The sequence below is a fragment of the Neobacillus sp. NPDC097160 genome (genome assembly GCF_044762155.1).
Taxonomy (GTDB): Bacteria; Bacillota; Bacilli; order Bacillales; family Cytobacillaceae; genus Neobacillus.
Map to the genome: position 1 here is coordinate 1 of NZ_JBIWDU010000037.1, position 21,315 is coordinate 21,315.

Annotated in this window: 19 protein-coding genes; 6 read left to right on the plus strand and 13 right to left on the minus strand. The window is 36.1% G+C overall.

What is annotated here, in order from left to right:
• Nucleotides 1–288 precede the first annotated feature (288 nt).
• Nucleotides 289–804, minus strand: a complete 516-nt coding sequence (locus ACIQXV_RS29105) for a hypothetical protein (RefSeq protein WP_402965664.1) — start codon at nt 802–804, stop codon at nt 289–291.
• 257 nt (nt 805–1,061) lie between these two features.
• The gene (locus tag ACIQXV_RS29110) at nt 1,062–1,934 is read right to left on the minus strand and encodes an SDR family oxidoreductase (protein ID WP_402965667.1); all 873 of its coding nucleotides are present in this window, start codon (nt 1,932–1,934) and stop codon (nt 1,062–1,064) included.
• A 206-nt stretch (nt 1,935–2,140) separates the two neighbouring features.
• Here ACIQXV_RS29110 and ACIQXV_RS29115 point away from each other — a divergent pair, with 206 nt between their 5' ends.
• Both ACIQXV_RS29115 and ACIQXV_RS29120 read left to right on the plus strand, forming a co-directional pair.
• The gene (locus ACIQXV_RS29115) at nt 2,141–2,575 is read left to right on the plus strand and encodes an Rrf2 family transcriptional regulator (protein ID WP_402965670.1); all 435 of its coding nucleotides are present in this window, start codon (nt 2,141–2,143) and stop codon (nt 2,573–2,575) included.
• A 266-nt stretch (nt 2,576–2,841) separates the two neighbouring features.
• The gene (locus tag ACIQXV_RS29120; RefSeq protein WP_402965673.1) at nt 2,842–3,276 is read left to right on the plus strand and encodes an OsmC family protein; all 435 of its coding nucleotides are present in this window, start codon (nt 2,842–2,844) and stop codon (nt 3,274–3,276) included.
• Between the two features lie 230 nt (nt 3,277–3,506).
• Here ACIQXV_RS29120 and ACIQXV_RS29125 read toward each other — a convergent pair whose 3' ends face one another.
• The 8 genes from ACIQXV_RS29125 to ACIQXV_RS29160 all read right to left on the minus strand — a co-directional run bounded on the left by ACIQXV_RS29125 (nt 3,507) and on the right by ACIQXV_RS29160 (nt 11,053).
• Nucleotides 3,507–3,896 (minus strand): VOC family protein, encoded by a 390-nt coding sequence (locus ACIQXV_RS29125; protein ID WP_070875759.1) that lies wholly within the window; start codon nt 3,894–3,896, stop codon nt 3,507–3,509.
• 327 nt (nt 3,897–4,223) lie between these two features.
• Entirely contained in the window at nt 4,224–4,964 is a 741-nt protein-coding gene (locus ACIQXV_RS29130) for an SDR family oxidoreductase (RefSeq protein ID WP_402965677.1), read from the minus strand.
• 60 nt (nt 4,965–5,024) lie between these two features.
• Nucleotides 5,025–6,158: an NADH-dependent flavin oxidoreductase gene (locus ACIQXV_RS29135; protein ID WP_402965680.1), complete on the minus strand. Its 1,134-nt coding sequence runs from the start codon at nt 6,156–6,158 to the stop codon at nt 5,025–5,027.
• A 211-nt stretch (nt 6,159–6,369) separates the two neighbouring features.
• A complete protein-coding gene (locus tag ACIQXV_RS29140) occupies nt 6,370–6,744 on the minus strand; it encodes a MerR family transcriptional regulator (RefSeq protein ID WP_402965683.1) in 375 nt (124 codons plus the stop codon).
• A gap of 399 nt (nt 6,745–7,143) precedes the next feature.
• The gene (locus ACIQXV_RS29145) at nt 7,144–7,662 is read right to left on the minus strand and encodes a general stress protein (protein WP_402965686.1); all 519 of its coding nucleotides are present in this window, start codon (nt 7,660–7,662) and stop codon (nt 7,144–7,146) included.
• Between the two features lie 302 nt (nt 7,663–7,964).
• Nucleotides 7,965–9,239, minus strand: a complete 1,275-nt coding sequence (locus ACIQXV_RS29150) for a cation:proton antiporter (RefSeq protein WP_402965689.1) — start codon at nt 9,237–9,239, stop codon at nt 7,965–7,967.
• Nucleotides 9,240–9,521: 282 nt separating this feature from the next.
• A complete protein-coding gene (locus ACIQXV_RS29155) occupies nt 9,522–9,896 on the minus strand; it encodes a hypothetical protein (protein ID WP_402965692.1) in 375 nt (124 codons plus the stop codon).
• Between the two features lie 575 nt (nt 9,897–10,471).
• Nucleotides 10,472–11,053, minus strand: a complete 582-nt coding sequence (locus ACIQXV_RS29160; protein ID WP_402965695.1) for a TetR/AcrR family transcriptional regulator — start codon at nt 11,051–11,053, stop codon at nt 10,472–10,474.
• 462 nt (nt 11,054–11,515) lie between these two features.
• On the opposite strand from ACIQXV_RS29160, the gene ACIQXV_RS29165 reads away from it, so the two are divergent.
• On the plus strand, nt 11,516–12,772 hold the full coding sequence (locus tag ACIQXV_RS29165; RefSeq protein WP_402965698.1) for an MFS transporter: 1,257 nt from the start codon (nt 11,516–11,518) through the stop codon (nt 12,770–12,772).
• Between the two features lie 569 nt (nt 12,773–13,341).
• Here ACIQXV_RS29165 and ACIQXV_RS29170 read toward each other — a convergent pair.
• Nucleotides 13,342–13,917, minus strand: a complete 576-nt coding sequence (locus tag ACIQXV_RS29170) for a dihydrofolate reductase family protein (RefSeq protein WP_402965701.1) — start codon at nt 13,915–13,917, stop codon at nt 13,342–13,344.
• Between the two features lie 378 nt (nt 13,918–14,295).
• On the opposite strand from ACIQXV_RS29170, the gene ACIQXV_RS29175 reads away from it, so the two are divergent.
• The 3 genes from ACIQXV_RS29175 to ACIQXV_RS29185 all read left to right on the plus strand — a co-directional run bounded on the left by ACIQXV_RS29175 (nt 14,296) and on the right by ACIQXV_RS29185 (nt 18,292).
• On the plus strand, nt 14,296–14,928 hold the full coding sequence (locus ACIQXV_RS29175) for a LysE family translocator (RefSeq protein ID WP_402965704.1): 633 nt from the start codon (nt 14,296–14,298) through the stop codon (nt 14,926–14,928).
• A gap of 1,607 nt (nt 14,929–16,535) precedes the next feature.
• On the plus strand, nt 16,536–17,915 hold the full coding sequence (locus tag ACIQXV_RS29180; protein WP_402965707.1) for a catalase: 1,380 nt from the start codon (nt 16,536–16,538) through the stop codon (nt 17,913–17,915).
• 221 nt (nt 17,916–18,136) lie between these two features.
• Nucleotides 18,137–18,292, plus strand: a complete 156-nt coding sequence (locus tag ACIQXV_RS29185; protein ID WP_252286368.1) for a hypothetical protein — start codon at nt 18,137–18,139, stop codon at nt 18,290–18,292.
• Nucleotides 18,293–18,364: 72 nt separating this feature from the next.
• On the opposite strand, the gene ACIQXV_RS29190 is transcribed toward ACIQXV_RS29185, so the two are convergent.
• Together ACIQXV_RS29190 and ACIQXV_RS29195 are read right to left on the minus strand one after the other, a co-directional pair.
• Nucleotides 18,365–20,680 (minus strand): xanthine dehydrogenase family protein molybdopterin-binding subunit, encoded by a 2,316-nt coding sequence (locus tag ACIQXV_RS29190; RefSeq protein ID WP_402965711.1) that lies wholly within the window; start codon nt 20,678–20,680, stop codon nt 18,365–18,367.
• Between the two features lie 348 nt (nt 20,681–21,028).
• Nucleotides 21,029–21,199: a hypothetical protein gene (locus ACIQXV_RS29195; protein ID WP_402965714.1), complete on the minus strand. Its 171-nt coding sequence runs from the start codon at nt 21,197–21,199 to the stop codon at nt 21,029–21,031.
• Between the last annotated feature and the right edge of the window lie 116 nt (nt 21,200–21,315).

Below are 21,315 nucleotides of genomic sequence, written 5' to 3' on the forward strand. Positions count from 1 at the left end.
CGTTAGCATAACTGGCCTCCACCCCTTGGATAGGCATGACGAAGGAATGATAGGGCAAATGACCCGTTGAGACATGGGAGGGAAAGCCTCCAGGGGCGGCGTGGAGAATGTACATCATATGGTAAAATGTGGAGTTGAATATCACTCCTTTATTTAACTATGCCTTCACGGAGCCATAATGACCTGAACTCATTTCATTTAATCGTTAAATCCATATCGAGGGTTATGAAATTCTGCGAATAAGCGAGTATTCGTGAGAAAATCGTATTAAACTGAGGGAGTTGAAGTTCAAACTTTTTCAATTCCATTTCCAGTAACAATAAAATGAGGATTGTTTTCTTTTCGATTAAAGAATCTCCAGTGTTCACTTTGTTCATCGTCTTCTGAACTATCTGGAAATACTTCTAACTTGTAACCCCCAGATAAAGTGACATTTAATCCACCAACTTCATCAGAATCAATTTGTAATACTTTTAATTGTCCATTGTCTCCTATAAAAGTATTAATACGTTCATCAAATCTGTTGTTACCTTGTATATCCCAATCAAAATCCTCATTTTTTTCATCCCATTGTGAGTTTGGAGAATAGAAATCCCTGGAAGCAACAACAATTTTGTTTCCTAAAGTAATTCTCCACGAACATTGGATATGTAATGCGTATTCTGCCGTTTCCTCGGTTCTGCCTCTTCGAATTATTTGAACTATATCCCCAAAACCAAGCCAAAAGAGGTTAGATGCCCGTCCTGCATACTGTAATTTCAACCCCATTAATCTTCCTAACTGAGATTTAATTTCTTCTCTCATACTCGACTCCTTTAACACTGAAATTTAGACTATATATTCTAAAATTATCATTTTTCATTCTTGAACTAACCTGCTCCGTTAGTTCAACAAGAAAAAGACCGCAACAGCGATCTTCATCTTTAACTATTGCACCCATTAGTTTAAGTATATTTTTTCACAATCTGATAATTATTTCTCATGTTTAATTTCCTTTTTCGGATTACAACTAAATAATTCAGCAAAAAAAACCGACTTAATGTCGGTTTTCAAATTGATTTTTATTTTGTTTGTGAAATTGCATTAACAAGTTGGGTCAGTGATTCGTTGATTGGAGCAACTGGACGACCAAGAACTTTCTCAAAATCATTGCTTTCAACTTCTAGTGAACCGTTCCGAATGCTTTCTTGAATTCCTACTACTATCGGAATCACAAAATCAGGTAAACCTAAGCCTTTCATGATCTCTGCATATTTTTCGTAACTAACTTGTTGTACAGGTACTTCTTTACCCAATACATTACCAAGAGCAGATGCCAATTCTTCTTGAGTTAAAAGTGGACCAGAAAGTTCATATACTGTATTTTCGTGACCACTTCCAACAAGAACTGCTGCCGCTGCATCTGCGTAATCTTGTTGCAGTGCCCAGCCAACTTTACCTTCTCCAGCAGATGTTACCCATGGAGCTCCTGCCATAGTTCCTTGAATGCTTCCAATTTCATTTTCCAAATACCAATTGTAACGCAAGAAAGAATATGGGATACCTGTCTTAATGATGGCTGCTTCTGTCGCAACATGAGGAGGAGCCATTATATTTTTGCTTTCTGTTGCATTTGCTAAACTTGTGTAAGCAATAAATTTTACCCCTGCATGATCAGCTGCTTGGACAGCATTAGTATGTTGACGAATTCTCGTTTCATTGTCACCATCCGCAGAAATAATTAATAAGCGGTCAATCCCTTTAAAAGCATTTTCTAATGTTTCTGGATGATCAAAATCTCCATGACGAACTTCCACCCCACGACTACGAAGTCCTTCTGCTTTCTCTGGGTTTCTAACACTTACTGCCAACTCTCTTGCAGGTATAGATTTCAATAATGATTCTACAACCTTTGAACCTAATTTCCCTGTTGCTCCTGTAACTAATATTTTCATTTTGTCTTCCTCCAATTCAGATTTCCCTGTAACAATATCGATTACATGTAATAATTTTAATTACATGTAATCGATTTGTCAACATGTATGCAAAATGCTATTTATTATTTTTTTCGTAATTTGGTATAATAAACTTGTAATCAAATTAATTACATGATGAAGAAATAAAATCAATAACGGAAAAGTTAATAGGGGTGGTGAAGAACATGTCCATTAGCAGCCGATTTGCTGTCGGAATTCATATATTGACTCTAATTGAATTTAATAAAGAAGGAATAACATCTTCTGAATTTTTAGCTTCAAGTGTTAACACAAACCCAGCCGTGATAAGAAAACTAATGGGAATGTTAAAAAAAGCTGGTTTGATAGAGGTACATCCAGGTATTGCAGGGGCTAAACTTGCAAAGGAATTATCTGATATTACACTGTTCGATGTTTATAAGGCAGTGAATGTTGTACAGGAGAAAGAATTGTTTAGTATACATGAAAGTCCACATCCTGATTGTCCCGTAGGCAGGAACATCCAGAATACAATTGAACCTTTATTCACAACAGCTCAATTGGCAATGGAAAAGGTTTTAAGAAATGTTACTTTAGAAGATGTTGTGAAGGATATTACTAATAAAGAAAATATCTGTTAAAAGAGGCTTTCCCATAAGGTGTCTGACTCCTTATGGGAAAGCCTCTTCTCTTTGTTCTTCAACTAACCTGCCCTTTACTTGAATAACGATAATGAAAAAGGACTGCCGAAACAGCAGTCCAATTGTTGTTTTACTAAAGCCACCACGTTACTTTAAGTGCAACCCTTCACAATATCCTACTAAATTTTGAATGGAGTTTTCTTGTTAACTCACTAGAAATGTGGGCATTATATATATGCAAATTATTAATTTTAAGGAGTGATAATATGGCTGATATGAAAATAAATGTGAATGCTTTTTGGGATGGTGGGGTAACAGGAAATGGAACACTTAAAGCGGAGTACCTTGATACAAAAATCGCTATTCCTACATCCTTAGGAGGTAGTGGTAACGGAGCAAATCCAAAAGAAGTTCTCGTTGCCTCTGTAACGACGTGTTATACAGCAACACTTACTTTTGTACTCGAAAGCAGAAAACTGCCTGTGGTGGAACTTACAGTGAACTCTGAGGCAAATATATCTGATAATGAGTTTAAAATTACTCATTATCCTAACATCGTTTTATCTGCTGAAGCAACTGAAGAACAGATTCAATCTGCACAAAGAGCGACAGAAGCAGCAGATAAAGGGTGTGATGTCGGCAATATATTGAAAAAAGCAGATGTTAAAATTGAAGTTCAAGCCAAAGTTACTTCCAAATGATATTATTTATCCAAAGATGTAAAACTTCATTTCTTAGACCTACAAATTAATACGGGTCTTTTAAAAATCTCTATTTTCTTATTAAGGTAAAGGCGGCGAAACTGCTGCCTTTTTTAGTGCTGAAAAACTAATACATTAAACAAATCCTCAAAAAAGCCCTTGTTCCACTATCCTTCCCCGTTACTTCAATAAGAAAAGCCTCCAGTATTGGAAGCCTTTTATCTTTTTATTTATAAATCTTTCTGGTCAACATTTAGTTCAATCAAATTACCATCTGGATCCGCACAGAAAATTTGAGCGAATCCACTTTTTCCGTACGGTTTTTCAATGATTTCAACTTCATTTTGTTTTAACCATGTAAGAGTGTCATAGTAGTTCTCGACTCTAAGAGCAAAGTGACCTTCTCTACTGGATAAGCTTTTATCCTGCCGAATTGTCTGTGAAGAGGGATCGACTATCAAGTGGATTTGCTTTCCCTCTATTTCATACCAGGCACCCGCAAAATCAAAATCAGGACGAGGTATTTCTTTTAAACATAAAGTATTCCCATAGAAATCTTTTGCTCTTTTCAAATTGGTGACGGTAAGACTTACATGATGGAGGCATTTATATTTAATCAAAACCTTCACTTCTTTCATTTCAATTAATTTAATTTTTACTTTAGTCGTTTCCGACTAAGATGAACAACTCGGACCGCAAACGAAGCACTTTGAATGAACAGCTTGATTATGTAAATTAAACAATTCGACAACTAGATACATAATCCCTTTTCCACCTTTACCGCTCCGCTAGCTGAATGCAGCAGCAACCCCCACTGTTGAACAAACGCACCCGTTTGTTTAAGTACAATTCTTCACAAGCTTAAAATCAATCTCCATTTTAATTGTATATGTACCAAATAAGCAGCCCCAAAAAAGTGGGGATGCTTCATTACAAAGATTTTCTTTTTAGAGTTCTTGAATGGTTGGACGAACAATTATCTCATTAATCGCTACATCTGATGGTTGTTCAATTGCAAATCCAATGGCACGAGCAATGCTTGCAGGCTCGATTCCAATTTTGCTATCTTCAACGATGGCAGATTTTAATTCTGGATCTGAAATGGCTTCTAGCAATTCTGTTGTAATAGTTCCTGGCGAGATAATGGTTGTACGAATATTGTTACTAGCCTCTTCTATACGAAGACCTTCTGTAATGGCACGTACAGCAAACTTTGTACCACTATAAACTGCACCAGCAGGGAATACTAAATGACCAGCGATGGAGGAAACATTAATGATATGTCCTTCTTTTCTTTCTCTCATGGACGGAAGAACAGTAGCAATACCATAAAGAACACCCTTGATGTTCACATCAATCATCGTATCCCATTCATTTATTTTTTTCTGATGAACAGGTGATAGCGGCATTACTCCTGCATTATTGACCATTACATCAATCTTTCCAAACTCTTTAAGAGCATGTTCAGCCAACTCTTCCATTTGTTCATGAGAGGCAACATCCGTCACTTTATAAATAGCTTGACCGCCATAATTTTGTATCTCTTCTTGTAATTTCTTTAATCGTTCTTCTCGACGAGCCGCCAGTACCAGCTTCGCACCTTTAGATGCAAGTTCTTTTGCAGTAGCTTCTCCAATCCCACTAGAGGCACCCGTAATAATGACAACCTTATCTTGGATATTTGACATATAATTAATTCCTTTCTTAATACAAACGTGATAAAAAACAGTCACTTTTCTTTTACGATTTTATTCTTCGATATTAAACCATGGACCTGAAGCTTGAATTATGCCCCAAAGTTTTTCTGGGAGTTCCAGATCGCTTACTTTTGAAGTCTTAATGGATGTCTCAATTTCAGCTTCTTTTCCATTCTGAACCTTTTCTACCCAGTCTGGATTCATGATTAATCCATGACCAACCGCTGCTAAGGATAAACCCTTACCTAATGCTGTTGCAGCATTATCAGCAGTTACCATAGAACCTGCAGCCATTACAGGAACTCTGCCATTTACATGTTCAACAATTAATTCAAGATATGTTTTTTCATCTTGACTAACGACTGGCTTTGAAGAAAGAGCATCAGCCAATGAAGCATGTATATAATCAACATCTGCTTCGATAAGACGATTAATTAATTCGTAGGTATCCTTCATTCTCAAACCGCCTTCTTCATGTTCGTCAGGTGAAATTCTGTAGCCGAAAATAAACGGTTTTGTTGCATGTTTCTTAATCACATTTTTCAATTCCTGTACGACTGCCAATGGGAAACGCAAGCGATTTTCTAGAGAGCCACCCCATTCATCCCCACGTCTATTGAAGAATGGAGAGAAGAAGTTTTGCAGTAAAAAACCGTGTGCACCATGAACTTCAACACCATCAAACCCAGCTTCAATGGCTCGTCTTGTTGTTTCTCCAAACGCATGAATCACTTCCATTATTTCATCATGTGAAAGTTCTCTAGGTAATACTGAAGGAGCAAATCCAGTAGCTTCAGTCTCTACAGCACTGGAACTAACCACCTCACCATTTGGAGTTAAAGATGGCAATGCTTTGTTGCCTGCATGGAAAATTTGAAGCAACGCAGGAGCTCCTCCACTTTTCGCCGCATCCGCCAATTTCCGTAGACTTGGAATAAATTTGTCGTCATAAGCTGCGAATTCATGCGTAAAACCTATACCGTTTGGTTGCACATGCGTACAGCCAGTGATAACAAGTCCTACTCCCTTGACTCTTCTTTTATAATAGTTCACTTCTTCATCTGAAATGGTGTAATCATCATTACTGGACCAAGTTGTCATTGGAGCCATAACGACTCTATTTTTAATGGTGATACCATTTTTAAATGTAAGTGATTCAAATAAGTTGCTATATTTTGTGTTCATTTTTTAACCTCTTTCTATTTGTTTATTTATTATTTTGTAAAGGTTTATCAACCCTTCATGTGTTTAACGGAGCAAGAATAGATTAATCCTTGGAGTGCACTCTAAGGCAAGTGTTTTATCATTTGTATTTTTTTCCATAAAAATATGATTGCGAAAGCCGTTTGTATGAGATTTATCAAAAAATCGCAAATAGAAAAAAACGACTGGTAACTTAATTTGTAGAGAAACAGTCTCCTAATTCATTTTCATAATAATTAATTTTATTATCCAGATGCTCTAAACTTTGACGAAGCTTCTCAAAGTCTTCCACTACTTTTTTTCGATGATTTTTAAGTAGGGCTAACCTATCTTCCATTGTTTCATCCCCAACATGCCCCCACATGGCAAATTGCTTCATGTCTTTTAGAGACATCCCCGTATTTTTTAGATGGAGCAATGATTCAATCCACAATTTATTTTCATCCGAGTAGATTCTGACATTGTTATCGTCTCTGTTTACTGCTATTAATCCTTCCTTTTCATAAAACCTCAAGGTATGTTCGCTTAACCCAACGATTTTAGAAAATTCTCCAATAGAATATGTCAATTTAACCGCCTCCATTAAATCTGATATGTCTATATCTTCCTTCATTATTAATTTGTAACACAATGTAAGAGTAATACTTAGAGTGTACTCCAAGTCAAGGGATTATATTTTGTCTCTCTATGACGCACTACATTTTTTAGATTAATTTGGTTTCGTCAGGCAATAAAAAAGGAAAACTCGCCAATACGACGAATTTTCCTTTTTTATAGTTATCCCATTCCTTATTCAACTAAACTGCTTCGATAGTTTAAGTACAATATTTCACAAATCTTTCATGCGAAAAAAGAAAGAAGGCGACCTCCTTCTTGAAGTATCGCACCCCGTTAGTACAATAAGAAAAACACACCTTTTTATTAAGGTCACTATTTATCAAGAAGTAATTCAATTGACTACCTTCAATTATCCAATACGCTTAAAATCTTTGCTTAAACAAGAACGTTTAAATTTCTTTGTTTTTATTAAATATCTAATATCAGATAAATTATCATAGGACAATTGAATGTAGAAGTAATTAATAAATTCAAGAATAGCGAAAATAAATATAAATCCGCTGATTAACAATCCTCTAATTGGTAGACTGGGATAGTTAACAAGTACGTCGATAACAAATAAAATGATAGAAAAAATTATTATACCTACGTTTATTGTTTTCAATTTCCCCAACAGTCTAACAGTTTTGATTGGAGTTATAGATTTGTTTTCAGTAATTAGACACTTCCATTTGGAATGCCAATAATAAGTTCCTTGAATGAGTATAAACTCCAATAAGAAAAAGGAAATCCAAAAAGAAAGCAGAGAATATAATTGCAGATCGGGGTATGTGTAATTAATTAAGAAACTAAGAGGTATGAACAATATTATTGCAAATCTTTCCCCTTTAAATAAATATTTTAACCGACTTTCTAATATACTCTTCATAGTTAGCTCCTTTCTAGTAATATTTCGCCTTCCCAATCCTATTATATATGTTTAATCGAATACAAGGTTTCATCGACCTTTCTTCTTCAACATAACTGCCCCGTTAGTGGAACAAGAAAAATGGCTGCCGCAGCACCCCTTTTGTTAAACAAAAGCACCATATAGTTTAAGTGAAATCATGCACAAAGTTGGTCTCAATAAACACGCTATTTAAGGCTATACAATAAGAACAAGTCCGTCTTAAAGATAAATAATTACCAAAACGGACCTGCTTATTTCAATCTTACTTTTTGAATTTCACCTTAGTTAATTATTTTGGTTTCCACAATATCCTCTCTTTTTATAGGTGTCATATTTTCATCACCTGGCATTAATCTCAAGCCCTTATTAACGACAATCCTTAACCAAGTCCCTGGTATCCAAGAAGTCACTAAAGCTAACATGACAAGTACGGCAAAAAACTCTTGATTAATGATCCCGCTGGCATAAGCAACCGATGACAGAACAATTCCCGGTCCTCCCCGGTCATTGATAGCGATGCCAAGATTAAAACTAGTTAGTGGATCAAGTTTAATCAGACGAGATGTAACATAAACTGCGACGGTTTGAGTAAGTGTTGCGAATAACAGGAACCCCAAGAAAAATAATGGATTAAAGTGTTTAACTAGGTCTAATTGCAAGCCCACAGTTGCAAAGTAGATTGGAATGAACCATGAAAAAGAAATATTACTTACACCTTGTTCTATCCTTTCAGACACAGCCTGTGGCAGCGCTAGCTTTGCCACAATTCCAGCCAATAATGCACCAAATATTGTTTCTACATGTAAATTCCCGGCTAGAGATGCAAGCATAAACATGATAAACAAAAAATACCCCAAATTTGACGACCGAAATAGCAAATTTTGTTTTATGATGGTTAACTTATTAAATAAAAGATATCCTAGCAGGAGTGTCCCCGCGATAAATGCTAAACTGATCCCCACGCTTTGAACAGCAGACCCCACTGTTATAACTCCCGTTTGACTTGCAATAGCAGTGGCTAAACCTAATGCAACCCATAGTAAAATGTCATGAATCCCAGCACATGCAATGACAATTTTTGCAAAACGCGAGTGCATGATTCCAAGGTCATTAAAAATTTTCGATATTACGGGAATCGATGTAATTGCAATAGCAATTGCGATGACAATCTTGATTGCGACCGGATTATTGGCTGTTCCTAAATATGGGGTAATATTAAACAATCCTGCTGCAAACCATCCAACCACAAAAGCTGGTATTGTTGCACCAATGACCAGAGCAGAAGTAATTTTAGCATCTTCTTTACTGAAATGAGTCTGAAATTTTAATCCACTACTAAACATCAACAACAACAAACCAAGTTGGTACAAAAGCCCAAATAGTTTGGGTTCTCCTTCAAATCCTAAAAATAGCCACTGGAAAGCTTCGGGAAAAAAATGTCCTAGTAATGTTGGACCTAATACCAATCCCGCTGCAACTTCCCCAATAACACGAGGAATAAAGATTTTCTCTGCTAAAAATCCTAACAGATGTGCGCATGCTAATAAGCAGCCCATAGCAAAAAGAAATGACTAATTTCTTGCCCATTTAAACTGAACATGTGAATCCTCCTTGTTAAATTGTTTTCTTTCCCTTCAAAATATGAGTAAAAAACTTTCCTGTATAGACAGATACCCGTACGCTTAAACAAAAAAGCCCTCATTATTATGAGTGCTATTTTTGAACTGCCGGGCTTTTTATTTTTTAGACAATTCTTCTACCACTAAACTGCCCGTTAGTGGAAGAAGAAAAAGGGCAGCCGAAGCAACCCTCCCTGTTTAACTAAAGCACCCGTTACTTTAAGTACATTTCTTCACAAACTTTTTATTTCTCCCTTTGAACTGGGGGTAGACTTTTATAATTTTTCTCACTAATAATTTTATTAGTTGAATACAGAAATAAGAGATTGCAGTAAATATTAATATTGAAAAAACATAATTAAAGACCAGTAAATCGGTTGCGTTTTCTTGGGGACTTTGTAACCCTACTGTGAGAGGAAAGTCATCCTCCATAGGCGTTAACGATGTGTGCTGTTCAATTATTGGTAGTGGAAAACCAAGTCTAAGATGGGATAAATCATTAGAATTTGACACAATCACTGTATCAAATATTGGGGAAATTGAAACTGCAAGCCATCCGATAATTAAAGAAATTAAAAAAAGGCGACGATTCATTTGGATTCTCCCTTAGTTTTTATAGATAAATCATACATAGAATTTCTATGTATGTAAATCCAAATTATATAAAGTTATATAAACTAAACTGCCACTTTAGATCAATAAAAAATGGCCACCGCAATGGCAGCCAGATCTTCAACTAACGCACCCATTCGTTTAAGTACACTCTTTCACAAAGTCACATATTTACGTTTGAACTTGGAACAAGAAAAGAGCTACCGCAGCAACTCTTTCTTAAAAAAATATGACTTTCAAAAAATAAATTAAAGTAAATATTATTAAAATATTACAGGGTTTTTGGGACTTATTGTCGAATACGGAAATGCGTATGAAATATTTTACTAGGGGGTGTTTTTTTGAAAAATGAACCTACACTGCTTACTTTGAGAGCAGAGTATCAATATGACAATAAGTTAAAAAGGTATTCGAATCGATATTATGTTAATGATAATTCTGTTTACAGTCGGATACAAAGTAATGAGGACGTAGTGAGACATGAAAACATTTTAACCTTTTAGATTGGAATATATGCTTATTAAAGATATATTTCCATAATCCGAACTTTCTTCTATTTATTTTATTAACGATAATATTAAATTTACAGATTTATCTACGAATGATCGCTCCGGATGAGATTTCAATAAAACAGTAATTCCAATTAGTGCAACAACTATTGTCTGAGCTAAGGCTTTAACATCTAGGTTGCTTTCTAACTCACCTGATTTTATACCTTTTAGAAGAGTTTCTTGGAATATGACTGAAAGATACATTTCATGTTCCCTTGTAAGGACTTCAAATTTTTGATCGTGTGGGGCAAGTTCTACCATTGTATTAATACAAAAACAGCCCTTACTTACTTTGTCCTTATACTCTTCTTCTATTAATTCTTCAAATAAATTACGAAATGCTTCTTTCACGGAAGTAGTCTTTTGAAGTATTGTTCTGATAAGAGATGCATGCAAATTTGTATATCTACGCAATGCTGCTTCAAATAATTCCTCTTTGTCTCCAAAAGTTGCATATAAACTGGGACGTTGTATACCCATTTTGGCGGTTAAATCGCTAATTGATGTTGCAGCGTATCCCTTCTCCCAAAAAAGTTCCATAGCATAATCCAAGGCTTTTTCTTTATCAAATTCACGTTGTCGAACCATGATAAATCCTCCTTCACAAAAAACTGAATTTCTCTACTATTTATAATCTGTTCGTTAATCTGTATTGATGAGGGCGATTTTTTTAAAGAGGTTTCACCTCTTAATTCATTTATATCTATTGATTGATTCGGTTCATCAATTGCTACGTCCCTATCAAATTTTTCTTTTCCATTCATATCAAAACTTCCTTATATTATACCAATCAGTATATTTTGATTTTATTCATTTATATCCTTTTTGTCAATATTGGGTGGTTTTTTCATTTAAACTCTCCAATTGAAATAATTAAGGATGTGCTTATAATCTCATATGTCAATGGCCAAATTCTTTGATGAACAATAGATAACATTCAAAACTAACTTGACACCTAAACAAGATAAGAATATGCTTAAAAAGCACCATTTCATACCGAACGGTATATTATACTGAACGGTAAAATTAATAAAAAGGAGATGTAGTAAATTGGATAGTAACGAAAAAAATATAAAATTTGCTGAAGATTTTGCTGCAAAAACGGATGAGTTACAATTAGCATCCAGTTCAACCCTGTCTCGATATACAGAACTATTATTAGCAATAGCTTGTGGTATGGCTGTTGCTAACGTCTATTTTGCCCATCCATTACTCAGCTCAATAGCAAGCGAATTCAGTATTGAACCCTCAATCATTGGAATCGTAATTACAGTTACTCAGATTTGTTATGCACTAGGATTGCTGTTATTGGTCCCTCTGGGTGATTTATTTATTCAACGTCGTTTGATTATTGGTCAAATGTTTATGTTAGTTGTTGCTTTAATAGTTGTTGGGATAGCTCCTACTAGTATTGTGTTTTTCATTGGTGTTGCAATTGTAGGTTTGCTTGCCACTGTTACACAAACTCTTGTCGCATATGCCTCAACGTTGGCTGTTCCTACTGAACGTGGACGTATAGTTGGCTTCGTTACAAGTGGAGTTGTCATTGGTATCTTACTAGCAAGGACGTTTGCTGGCATAATGGCTGATCTTGGAGGTTGGCGTTCTGTCTATCTATCTTCTGCTGTGTTAATTTTGATTTTGATTGGCTTATTAAATAAAGAACTTCCGGGTACTGTTTATAAACGTCCATCTCTTTCCTACCCAAAATTGTTACATTCTGTTCTCATGTTATTTGTTCAAGAAAGGATTCTGCTTATTCGTGGGATATTGGCACTTTTGATTTTTACTGTTTTTAGTACTTTTTGGACGTCATTAGTGTTTCCGTTAAGTTCTCCACCTTACTCATTTTCACATACTTCTATTGGAGTATTTGGTCTTGCTGGAGTTTCTGGAGCATTAGCGGCAGCACGGGCTGGGCGACTAGCTGATCGAGGATTAGGTCAACTTACCACGGGTGTAGCATTAGTGTTATTAATCGCATCATGGTTCTTTATCAGTTCTATTAACTATTCAATTCTCGTATTAATCATAGGCATTATCCTTCTTGACCTTGCTGTACAAGCAGTTCATGTAACCAATCAAAGTTTGATTTTTAAAGTCCTACCTGAAGCAAGAAGTAGACTTACAGCTGCATACATGGTTTTTTATTCTATTGGCAGTGCAACGGGCTCCATAGTTTCTACCAACATATATGCTAATTATGGATGGAATGGTGTATGTTTATTTGGTATCTCTGTCAGTGTTTTGGCTCTTGTATTTTGGATAGCTACCTACCGTCTTACTAAGGAGATTATGAAGAAATGATTTCGTTATAAATAGTAAACAAAAGGGGATAGAAATTAATTCTATCTCCTTTTACTTAATTCAAAAACCTCATTTTATTTTCGCAGCTTTTTCTACCCTTTTGTAGCCCAAATGTCAATTCCCCTCCTTTCTTCCAATTTTTTTTGCTTTCTGAAATAAAAAGTCCAGCTAATGTAAGAATAGTACCCAATGCAGCCAACCATGTAATTTGTTCGTGTAACATCTATCATGCACGTGCGAAAATTCTGCATCAATCAATACAAGATCATTTACCTACCTACGAATCATCATCGGAAATTGTAATGCATAGTCATATTGGGTTGCCCAAGCGTGTGAATTTGAAATATACACCGGTATTCTTTTGGCTTACTTTTATTGGTTCAAATGCCGTGAGACAAAATATAAAGATGAATTTATTAGACAAGAGTAAAAGGGTGAGGGATATTAGTCATGATTAATATCCCTCACCCTTTATGCTTTCTGTATACAGCCATGCAAAAGTGCCGCCTCTGCCATGACGAGAGCCACCCTCGGATACGTTACGGACTAGACGTGCACAGGTGACAAGGTCATCTAACCGTCTGGTAAACGAGACCTATGGCTCCAGAATCAAATGTCTTGTTTTCGATAAGTTTAAGATTGATCTTCTCCTTGAGACCTTGGAATAACGGCAACCCGCTGCCGACCAGGACGGGAGAAACCGTAATTTTATACTCATCAATTAAATCAAGCTGCATAAGGTAATGTGCGAATCTAGGACTGCCTAGGATGACCATATCCTTGCCTGGCTGCTGTTTGAGGTTCTTGATCTCTTCTTCGACATCTTCTTTCACCAGCCTGGAATTGTTCCATTCGACTTTCTCCAGCGTCGTGGAAAAAACGATTTTGGCTGTCTTTTCAATCCACTTGGCATGATTCCGTTCATACTGCGAAGCTGATGGGTTCGAAGGCACAGATGGCCAGTAACTGTGCATCATCTGATAAGTACCACGTCCCCAAATGACAGTGTCGGCAGTACTTAGAATTTCTTTCGCGTGTTTCTCCAAATCAGAATCGTAGGAAACCCAACCAATGTCCATTTCACCGTTTGGCCCTTCTACAAAACCGTCAAGCGATGCGTGCAGAAATAGAACAAGTTTTCTCATTTTCAGTTCTCCTTTGTTCACATTGATAGAATTATTATCGTTATTGGCAGAGTCAAGTTTAGCACACATAACAATCAATAATTTCTTTAAGATTGCTAAATTTCTTTATTCAACAATCTGGCCCGTTTGTTGAACAAAAACTAAATAATTCTCTACCTGTATTTTACCATAAAAATACTTTATCCTTCTTGCACTAAACTGCCCCGTTACTTCAATAAGCAAAAAGCGATCCTTCGTTATTGAAGAATCGCACCCGATAGTTTAAGTACATTTTTTCACAATCTTAGGATAGCTAGGGAAAAAAGTCTTTTATTATCATACAGGATGCTGTAATATCAATAAGGGCACCCTAAAAATAGAAAGAGGTGCGTGATTATTATGTACGGTATAACTCATTATGAAGTCTTTTTATTAACAGGGATTTTGTTAAACTTAATTCCTGGTGCAGACACTATGTATATAGTTGGGCGAAGCATGTCACAAGGCAGAAAAGCTGGTGTATATTCTGTTTTGGGCATTATTACAGGTTCTTTGACTCACACGTTGTTCGTTGCGTTTGGTTTATCAATGATACTTGTAAAATCTGTTTTCTTATTTAATGCAATTAAGATTATTGGTGTTATATATTTAGTGTATTTAGGGATTCGCATGTTACTTGATAAATCCAATGCAACGTTTCAGGCAACTGCACCCGACAAGCTAAATATACGGAAACTATACGTGCAAGGACTTTTGACGAGTCTTACAAATCCAAAAGTATCTTTGTTTTTTATTGCGTTTCTTCCACAATTCATAGATACAAAGGCTTCGGGACCCATCCCATTTCTCATCCTGGGACTGACCTTTACAACCACTGGGTTGTTATGGTGTTTATTTGTTGCTTATTTTTCCTCTTATGTTACAAAAAAACTAAGAGGAAACCAAAAAGTAGGATTGGTTTTAAACAAAATTACAGGAATAATCTTTATCGGCATGGGTATTAAACTACTGCAAACAAAAGCTCCTAACTAAACTTTAATAAAACCAACAATGCCCCCTACAAATATTCAAGTTTAAGTCGATTCATATATAGGAAGAATCCCTTCAGATGTACCGCTGAAGGGATTCTTCTCCTTATTCCACTAAACTGCCACTTTAGTTCGATAAGAAAGCTGCCAACTCTGGCAGCTCGCAACTTTAACTAATGCCCCCATTACTTTAAGTACACTTTTTCACAAAGCTACTCTTAAGCTGATAGTAAATGTATTTGATTTATATTGTATGGTGGTGATATTGAATTTTCTTCTACACAATTAGCCACTTATTTATTTTCTATTACGGACGCTCAAAGTGATAAACAACAATAAAAATATAAATGCCAATATTAATGGGAAAAAGGTTAAAATCCAAGATATTGTAGATATTTCACCATTTCCAATTGGACCAGCCTTTGGTCGATGCAATTGATAAATATTGAAAATAAATAACGCTATAAGGAAAATTGACCCCAATAAAAATACATTTTTTCTCACTATTTCCCACCTCTAGTCATTTATCTATGTAGGTAATTCTCCAAAACAGACTAGTTTTCCTTTAACATCTTATTAACCTGCGAGTTACTTCAATAAGAAAAAATGACCGCAGCCGTTACGATCCTTCTTAAACTCTAGCTCCCGTTAGTGTAATAAGAATCAAAGCCTGATGTTAAAAGAAGATAAACTTTGCCAAATGGCAAGACCTAAAAAGAAAACAATTATTATCAAAATGAACCAAGAGTAACAGTTCTTTTTGTCTCTTAATATTTTGTAAATAAAGAATATCAAAACGCATATTAACATTGCCATTCCCGCTATTGCCAACAGCATATTAAGTACAAACATAATAAATCTCCTCACACATTTCAATTATCACTACTTAAAACAATTACACTTTTTTTGAAGAAACCTGCTCCGTTAGTCGAATAAGAAAAAGGGGTACCTCAGCAACACCATCTTTAACATAAGCACCCGTAAAAGATTGTTGCTTTTGGAAAAGTGTTGGTTTGGAATAAAGTTTGTTCAAAAATGTTTTGCAAACCCTTATTTAGTGAGAACCAAAAAGAATCCATTTTGAAAAAAGATTAATCAAAATGGATTCTTCTATACCATATCTAGAAGTATTATTTATAAAAAAGTTTGATCATTTCTTATAAATACTTTTTTATTAGCCTGTTGATACTCTTTTATCATCTTAACAAAGTCAAGTGCAAAACCTATATTGTCTGGCAATCTAAGTTCTGAAAATAAATTCAGGGTGTAACTTAACCTTTTACGTTTATTAGAAAGGCTTAAAAAAGTTCTGTTCCTTTTACCACACAAAAATAAGCTCCTATTTAAAGAAGCTTTTCCTTCTTCATATTCATCTTTTCATAATTCTACATGATCAAAAAGGTCCACTGCATAGGAGTTTACTTTAACCAGCGGTCTGTTCACACATCGGTTCAAATTCACTTTATATTGCAATTCCCTGAAAAATGCTACTAACTTTAAGAAACTATATTTCTAATGAATGTTGAAAATAAAAGAAGTAGATACATATTCGAGCCTTAAAAATCATATTTAGTAACGATTGATGGAAATTAAATTTTGGAGGCTATAATAATGAATGAAAAACATAATAAACAGAGGAAAACTTTATTAGAGGAAAGCCATTATGAGAATCGAGACCTCTCCAATGAGCCAGCTAAACTTCATTCCCAGACGATCGGCTCTGGGGGACCTGTACTGGAACAAGATGGTGTACTACACGAAACCTTACAAGAATTTATTCATGAAAAGATTTTAGAAAGACCTGTTCATGTAAAAGGATTTGGTGCATTTGGTTATTTTCAAACGATATATTCGATGTCCGAACATACAAAACTGAGCTTTTTACAAAATTCTAATCAGACAGTTCCTGTTATGGTTCGTTTTTCGTTAGCTGTCAGTACGAAAGGAACGCCTGATACAACTAGAAATGTAAGTGGTTTTGCTACAAAATTTTATACAGAAGAAGGCGTTTTTGACCTTGTATGTAATCACATTCCTGTTTTTTCTATTCGTGATGCGATACGATTTCCGGAATTTATTAAAGCATCCTTACCTTCACCCAAAAATAATTTAATTGATCCTGATAGGTTTTGGAGCTTTGTAGCAAGAGCGCCTGAATCGATTCATTTTGTTGTACGTTTATACTCTGATGCTGGTACGGTAAAAAGTCTTCGCCACATTCCAGGACATAGTGTAAATACATATGTTTGGAGAAATGCTCAAGGTATTAGAAAGTACGTTAAATACTATTGGTACCCATTTGAAGGTGTACAATACATTGGTCGCGAAGAAGCAAATAGACTAGCCGCTGAAAATCCTGATTACGCTGGTAAAGATTTATACGATGCGATTGCGGGTGGTAAACCGGTGGAATATGGCTTATATGTCCAGCTCATGGATCCAAAGGATGAAGCAAATCTTTCTTATGATCCTTTAGATGATACAAAAGTATGGGATGAAGAAGAGTATCCCCTAATACCAGTAGGCAAAATGGTATTAAATAAAAATCCTGCTAATTTTATGGAACAAGTAGAAAAAGTCGCCTTCTCCCCTTCTAATTTACTAGACGGCGCAGAATTATCTGATGATAAAATACTGCAGGCCCGTGCCAATATTTATAGTGATTCTCAAAGAAGAAGAATTGGAGCTGAATTTCGAAAATTACCGGTTAACCAACAGCAAAATTGGACACCAGCTCATCAAATTACAAGTGGTGATGGAAGATATGTTGAAGGCAAACTAGAAAGAACTTCTATAACAAAGCATGACGATTTTGGGCAGGCTGGTGAATTCTATACGAGGTTAATTCAAATAGAAAAAGAACATCTTGTCGAAAATTTAGCTAGTGATTTGAAAGTCATATCTGATGATATTAGAAAGAAAGTTTTGGAGTATTTCAATAAAGTATCATCTGACTTAGCAAAGAGAATTGAGATTGAAATGAAAAAGTGATAAGAAGATTAAAAAACGTCATTATTACGATTAAAAATGACGTTTTTTTGTATAAAATTTATTAATTTCCACCATGTTTTAATAACCGATTATCCCTCTACCTGTTTTCATACTCCTTTGACTCCTTGTACTTAAAATTAAATTCAAATTTTGCATAAATTTTAATTGATCTACTCATCATAATCAGGAACCATCTAAATATCAAAGGAGGTTATAGACAAATGAATAAAGACACCCAGAGTAATATGATAAATTCTCAAGCAGTAAAAAATCAGCTTCATCAACTCGAGGAACAAAACGGTACTAATGAGAAAAATAAAAAGGGTAGTACGAATGAGATCCAACCAATTGCTACTGATGAAGGACTAACACAATAGTTTCTAGTGTATAAGTAAATTGAAATGGATATTGCCTAGTTGATTCTTTGGGATTGACTAGGCTATTATACTTTATTGCTTCTCCTTTGCTTTCCAAATCAATTCTGGAATTAAGGGAAGATTATGAAGCGAAACACCAGCTGCTATGGACAATGCATTCCCGAGGGCCCCAGGCATTCCCATTAAACCTAGTTCTCCTATCCCACGAGCTCCGTATGGTCCATCAATCTGTGGATTTTCAACAAAAGCAACCAAGTAATTAGGATTCTCTCCATAGCGGAGCGGGCGATACGTCCGAAGCTGCGGATTCAAAACTCTCCCTAAATCATCAAAATAAAATGTTTCTCTCCCAGCGAATGCCAGCCCCATACTCATTGCTCCCATAACCTGACCTAATGCTGTTTTTTCATTCATCACCCTGCCAGCATCCACCACCGCCGCAGCATTAACAAGTCGATAAGTATAATCTTTACGATCGAATTCTACCTCTACACCATAAGCCGCAACAGACCACTCCGGACCAGGTTTCCCAGCTCCTGTTTCGGGATCCAAATACGTTATGTGACGTAAAATATATTTCCCTCTGCCAATGATTTGACCACCAATAGCGTTACCATTTGGATACTTATACCCATAACCAATATCTTTAAAATGAAGACCAATGGATGGATCATCCCTTAAAAACACCCGACTATTTGCCACTTCTAAATCTTCTTTCGGTGCTCTTAGCACACATGAGGCCACTTCTTTTAATTGGTTAATCACATCTTCTGCGGCATTTAAGGTGGCCCTACCTGCCATAAATGTTCCCCTACTGGCAACTGTCTTCCAATGTTCTGGCATGGTCTGGGTATCAACTTCCATTCTGACATGAATTTTATCGACATCCATTTTAAGTCTCTCGGCGAGAATTTGAGCAAGCACAGTCTTAGTTCCAGTTCCAATCTCGATAAGGCCTGACATTAAATTGATACTACCATCTCTATTAAAAGTTAAAGTAACACCGGAGGGAGCGTTGGCATCAATCGTTGACGTTTTCCAACTGCAGCTTATGCCTTTTACTCTAACAAAACGTTCATTTATCTCTTTAATCGTCCCTTCGTCCCATTTAATTAAATGTTTTACTTTCTCAATACAATGTGGTAAATCCCCTAAATTGCTTTTATTAAAAAGAACCCTTGTTGGTGATGTATTTCCTGGCCTAATGGCATTTATATAACGAAGTTGAATCGGATCCATCTGCAGTTTTTGTGAAAGTAGGTCCAGTGTTCTTTCCATCACAAAGGAAAGCTCGGAATGAGAAAATCCTCTGTATGGGGAGGCATACGGATGATTGGTATACATACAGTATGAATCACACCATACATTCTCCACATTGTAGGGTCCTGTGCAATCGACCGCCCCAGATCTCGTTACATCAATTGCTTTATCCGAATAAGCACCCCCATCCCACAAATAAAGGATTTCCATAACTTTAATTTTCCCGTTACGGTCAGCCCCAATTTTTACTGTAGCATCTAAACCAATGTGACATGGAGATGTAATGATATCCTCTTCACGCGTATTAAAAACCTTTACGGGTCGGCCACCAACAGCCTTCGATGCTAAGTACGCAAGTATTTCAAGCTGAACAGGTGCTTTTCCACCGTAGCCTCCCCCAACAAACGGCGTGTGAACAACAATTTTCCCAATATCTTCACCAAAGTATTCAGATATCAGTGTTTTGACCATATAAGGTGCCTGAGATGAGGTCATTATATTGATTGATCCATCTCGTGAAATCTCACAAGTTGAACATCTTGTTTCCATTGCGGCATGATCTGAAGGCGCAAAGGAATAGCTTGCTTCTACTGTTACCTCACTCTCAGACCATCCTTTTTCCATATTTCCCTTGCGAATTTTAGTAAGCGTTGCAATGTTTGTTCCCGGAACCGGGTGTGAATCTTCCTCCTTTTTATATTCGCCTAACCTCTCATGGACGAGGGGAGCATTCTTTTGGAACGCCTGTGTAGGTGAATTTACTACAGGTAACAATTCATAATAGACCTTAACCAAGTTAGCTGCTTTCTTAGATTGTGAAGGAGTATCAGCAACAACTAATGCAACTGGTTCTCCGTGGTAACGGACCTTATCAACAGCAATTGGCGGGCGGTCGCGAATGGCCTCACCTGTAAGTGGAAAATGTTCTCCTGCGATAATCGCCCTAACTCCTGATATTTTTAGTGCTTCTGTCGTGTCAATCGAAGTGATCCTAGCGTGTCCATATGGACTGATGACCTTTGTACAAGAAAGCATCCCAACTGATTGGTAATCATCTGTGTATTTCGCGTCTCCTGTCACTTTATCCCAAGCGTCTTTACGAATGACACCTTTTCCAATTACATCCAAGTCAATCCCTCCTAACCCTTCGGGTTTTCATGAAACCTTTCCCATTAAATTAATATTCGTGTAAATAAAGATAAATACAGCGACGTTGAAATAAACCAAATAATTAATGATACCCGCTACGAAAAAATGGAGCTTTTTCAAGTAAACTGCCCTATAGTTGAAGAAGAAAAGGGCTTTACTCTTTTTTAAGCAAAAGAACGCCGTTAGTTTAATAAAAAATGCCGCCAATTAAAGCAGCCTAATCTTAAAGTAAAAAAAGCCTTATGTTTAATAACTTTCAATTTATTCAATAAGAACATCTGCTTATGATGACAACTGTTCTTTTACGTAGGCTCATGGAAACACTGTTTAAATCTTGTGCTTAAAAGAATCTGCGTCGTCTTCTTTCGAATTCAAAGCGTCTTCTTCTTTCAAAATCAAAGTCGAACGGGAAAAATTCTCTTTCAAAAGGGAAAAACCTTCTTCTTCTAAAGTCGTCTCGAAAAAATCGATCTCTTCGGTCAAATCCAAAAATGGCATCCGATTCATCCTCCTCTCCTATCAGAAGTCTATATGACAAAAGGACAGATTAAACCAACCTGTCCCTTGTCCCGTACAATTTAGTAGCCGCCCATCATGAAAGAAGCTCCTACAAT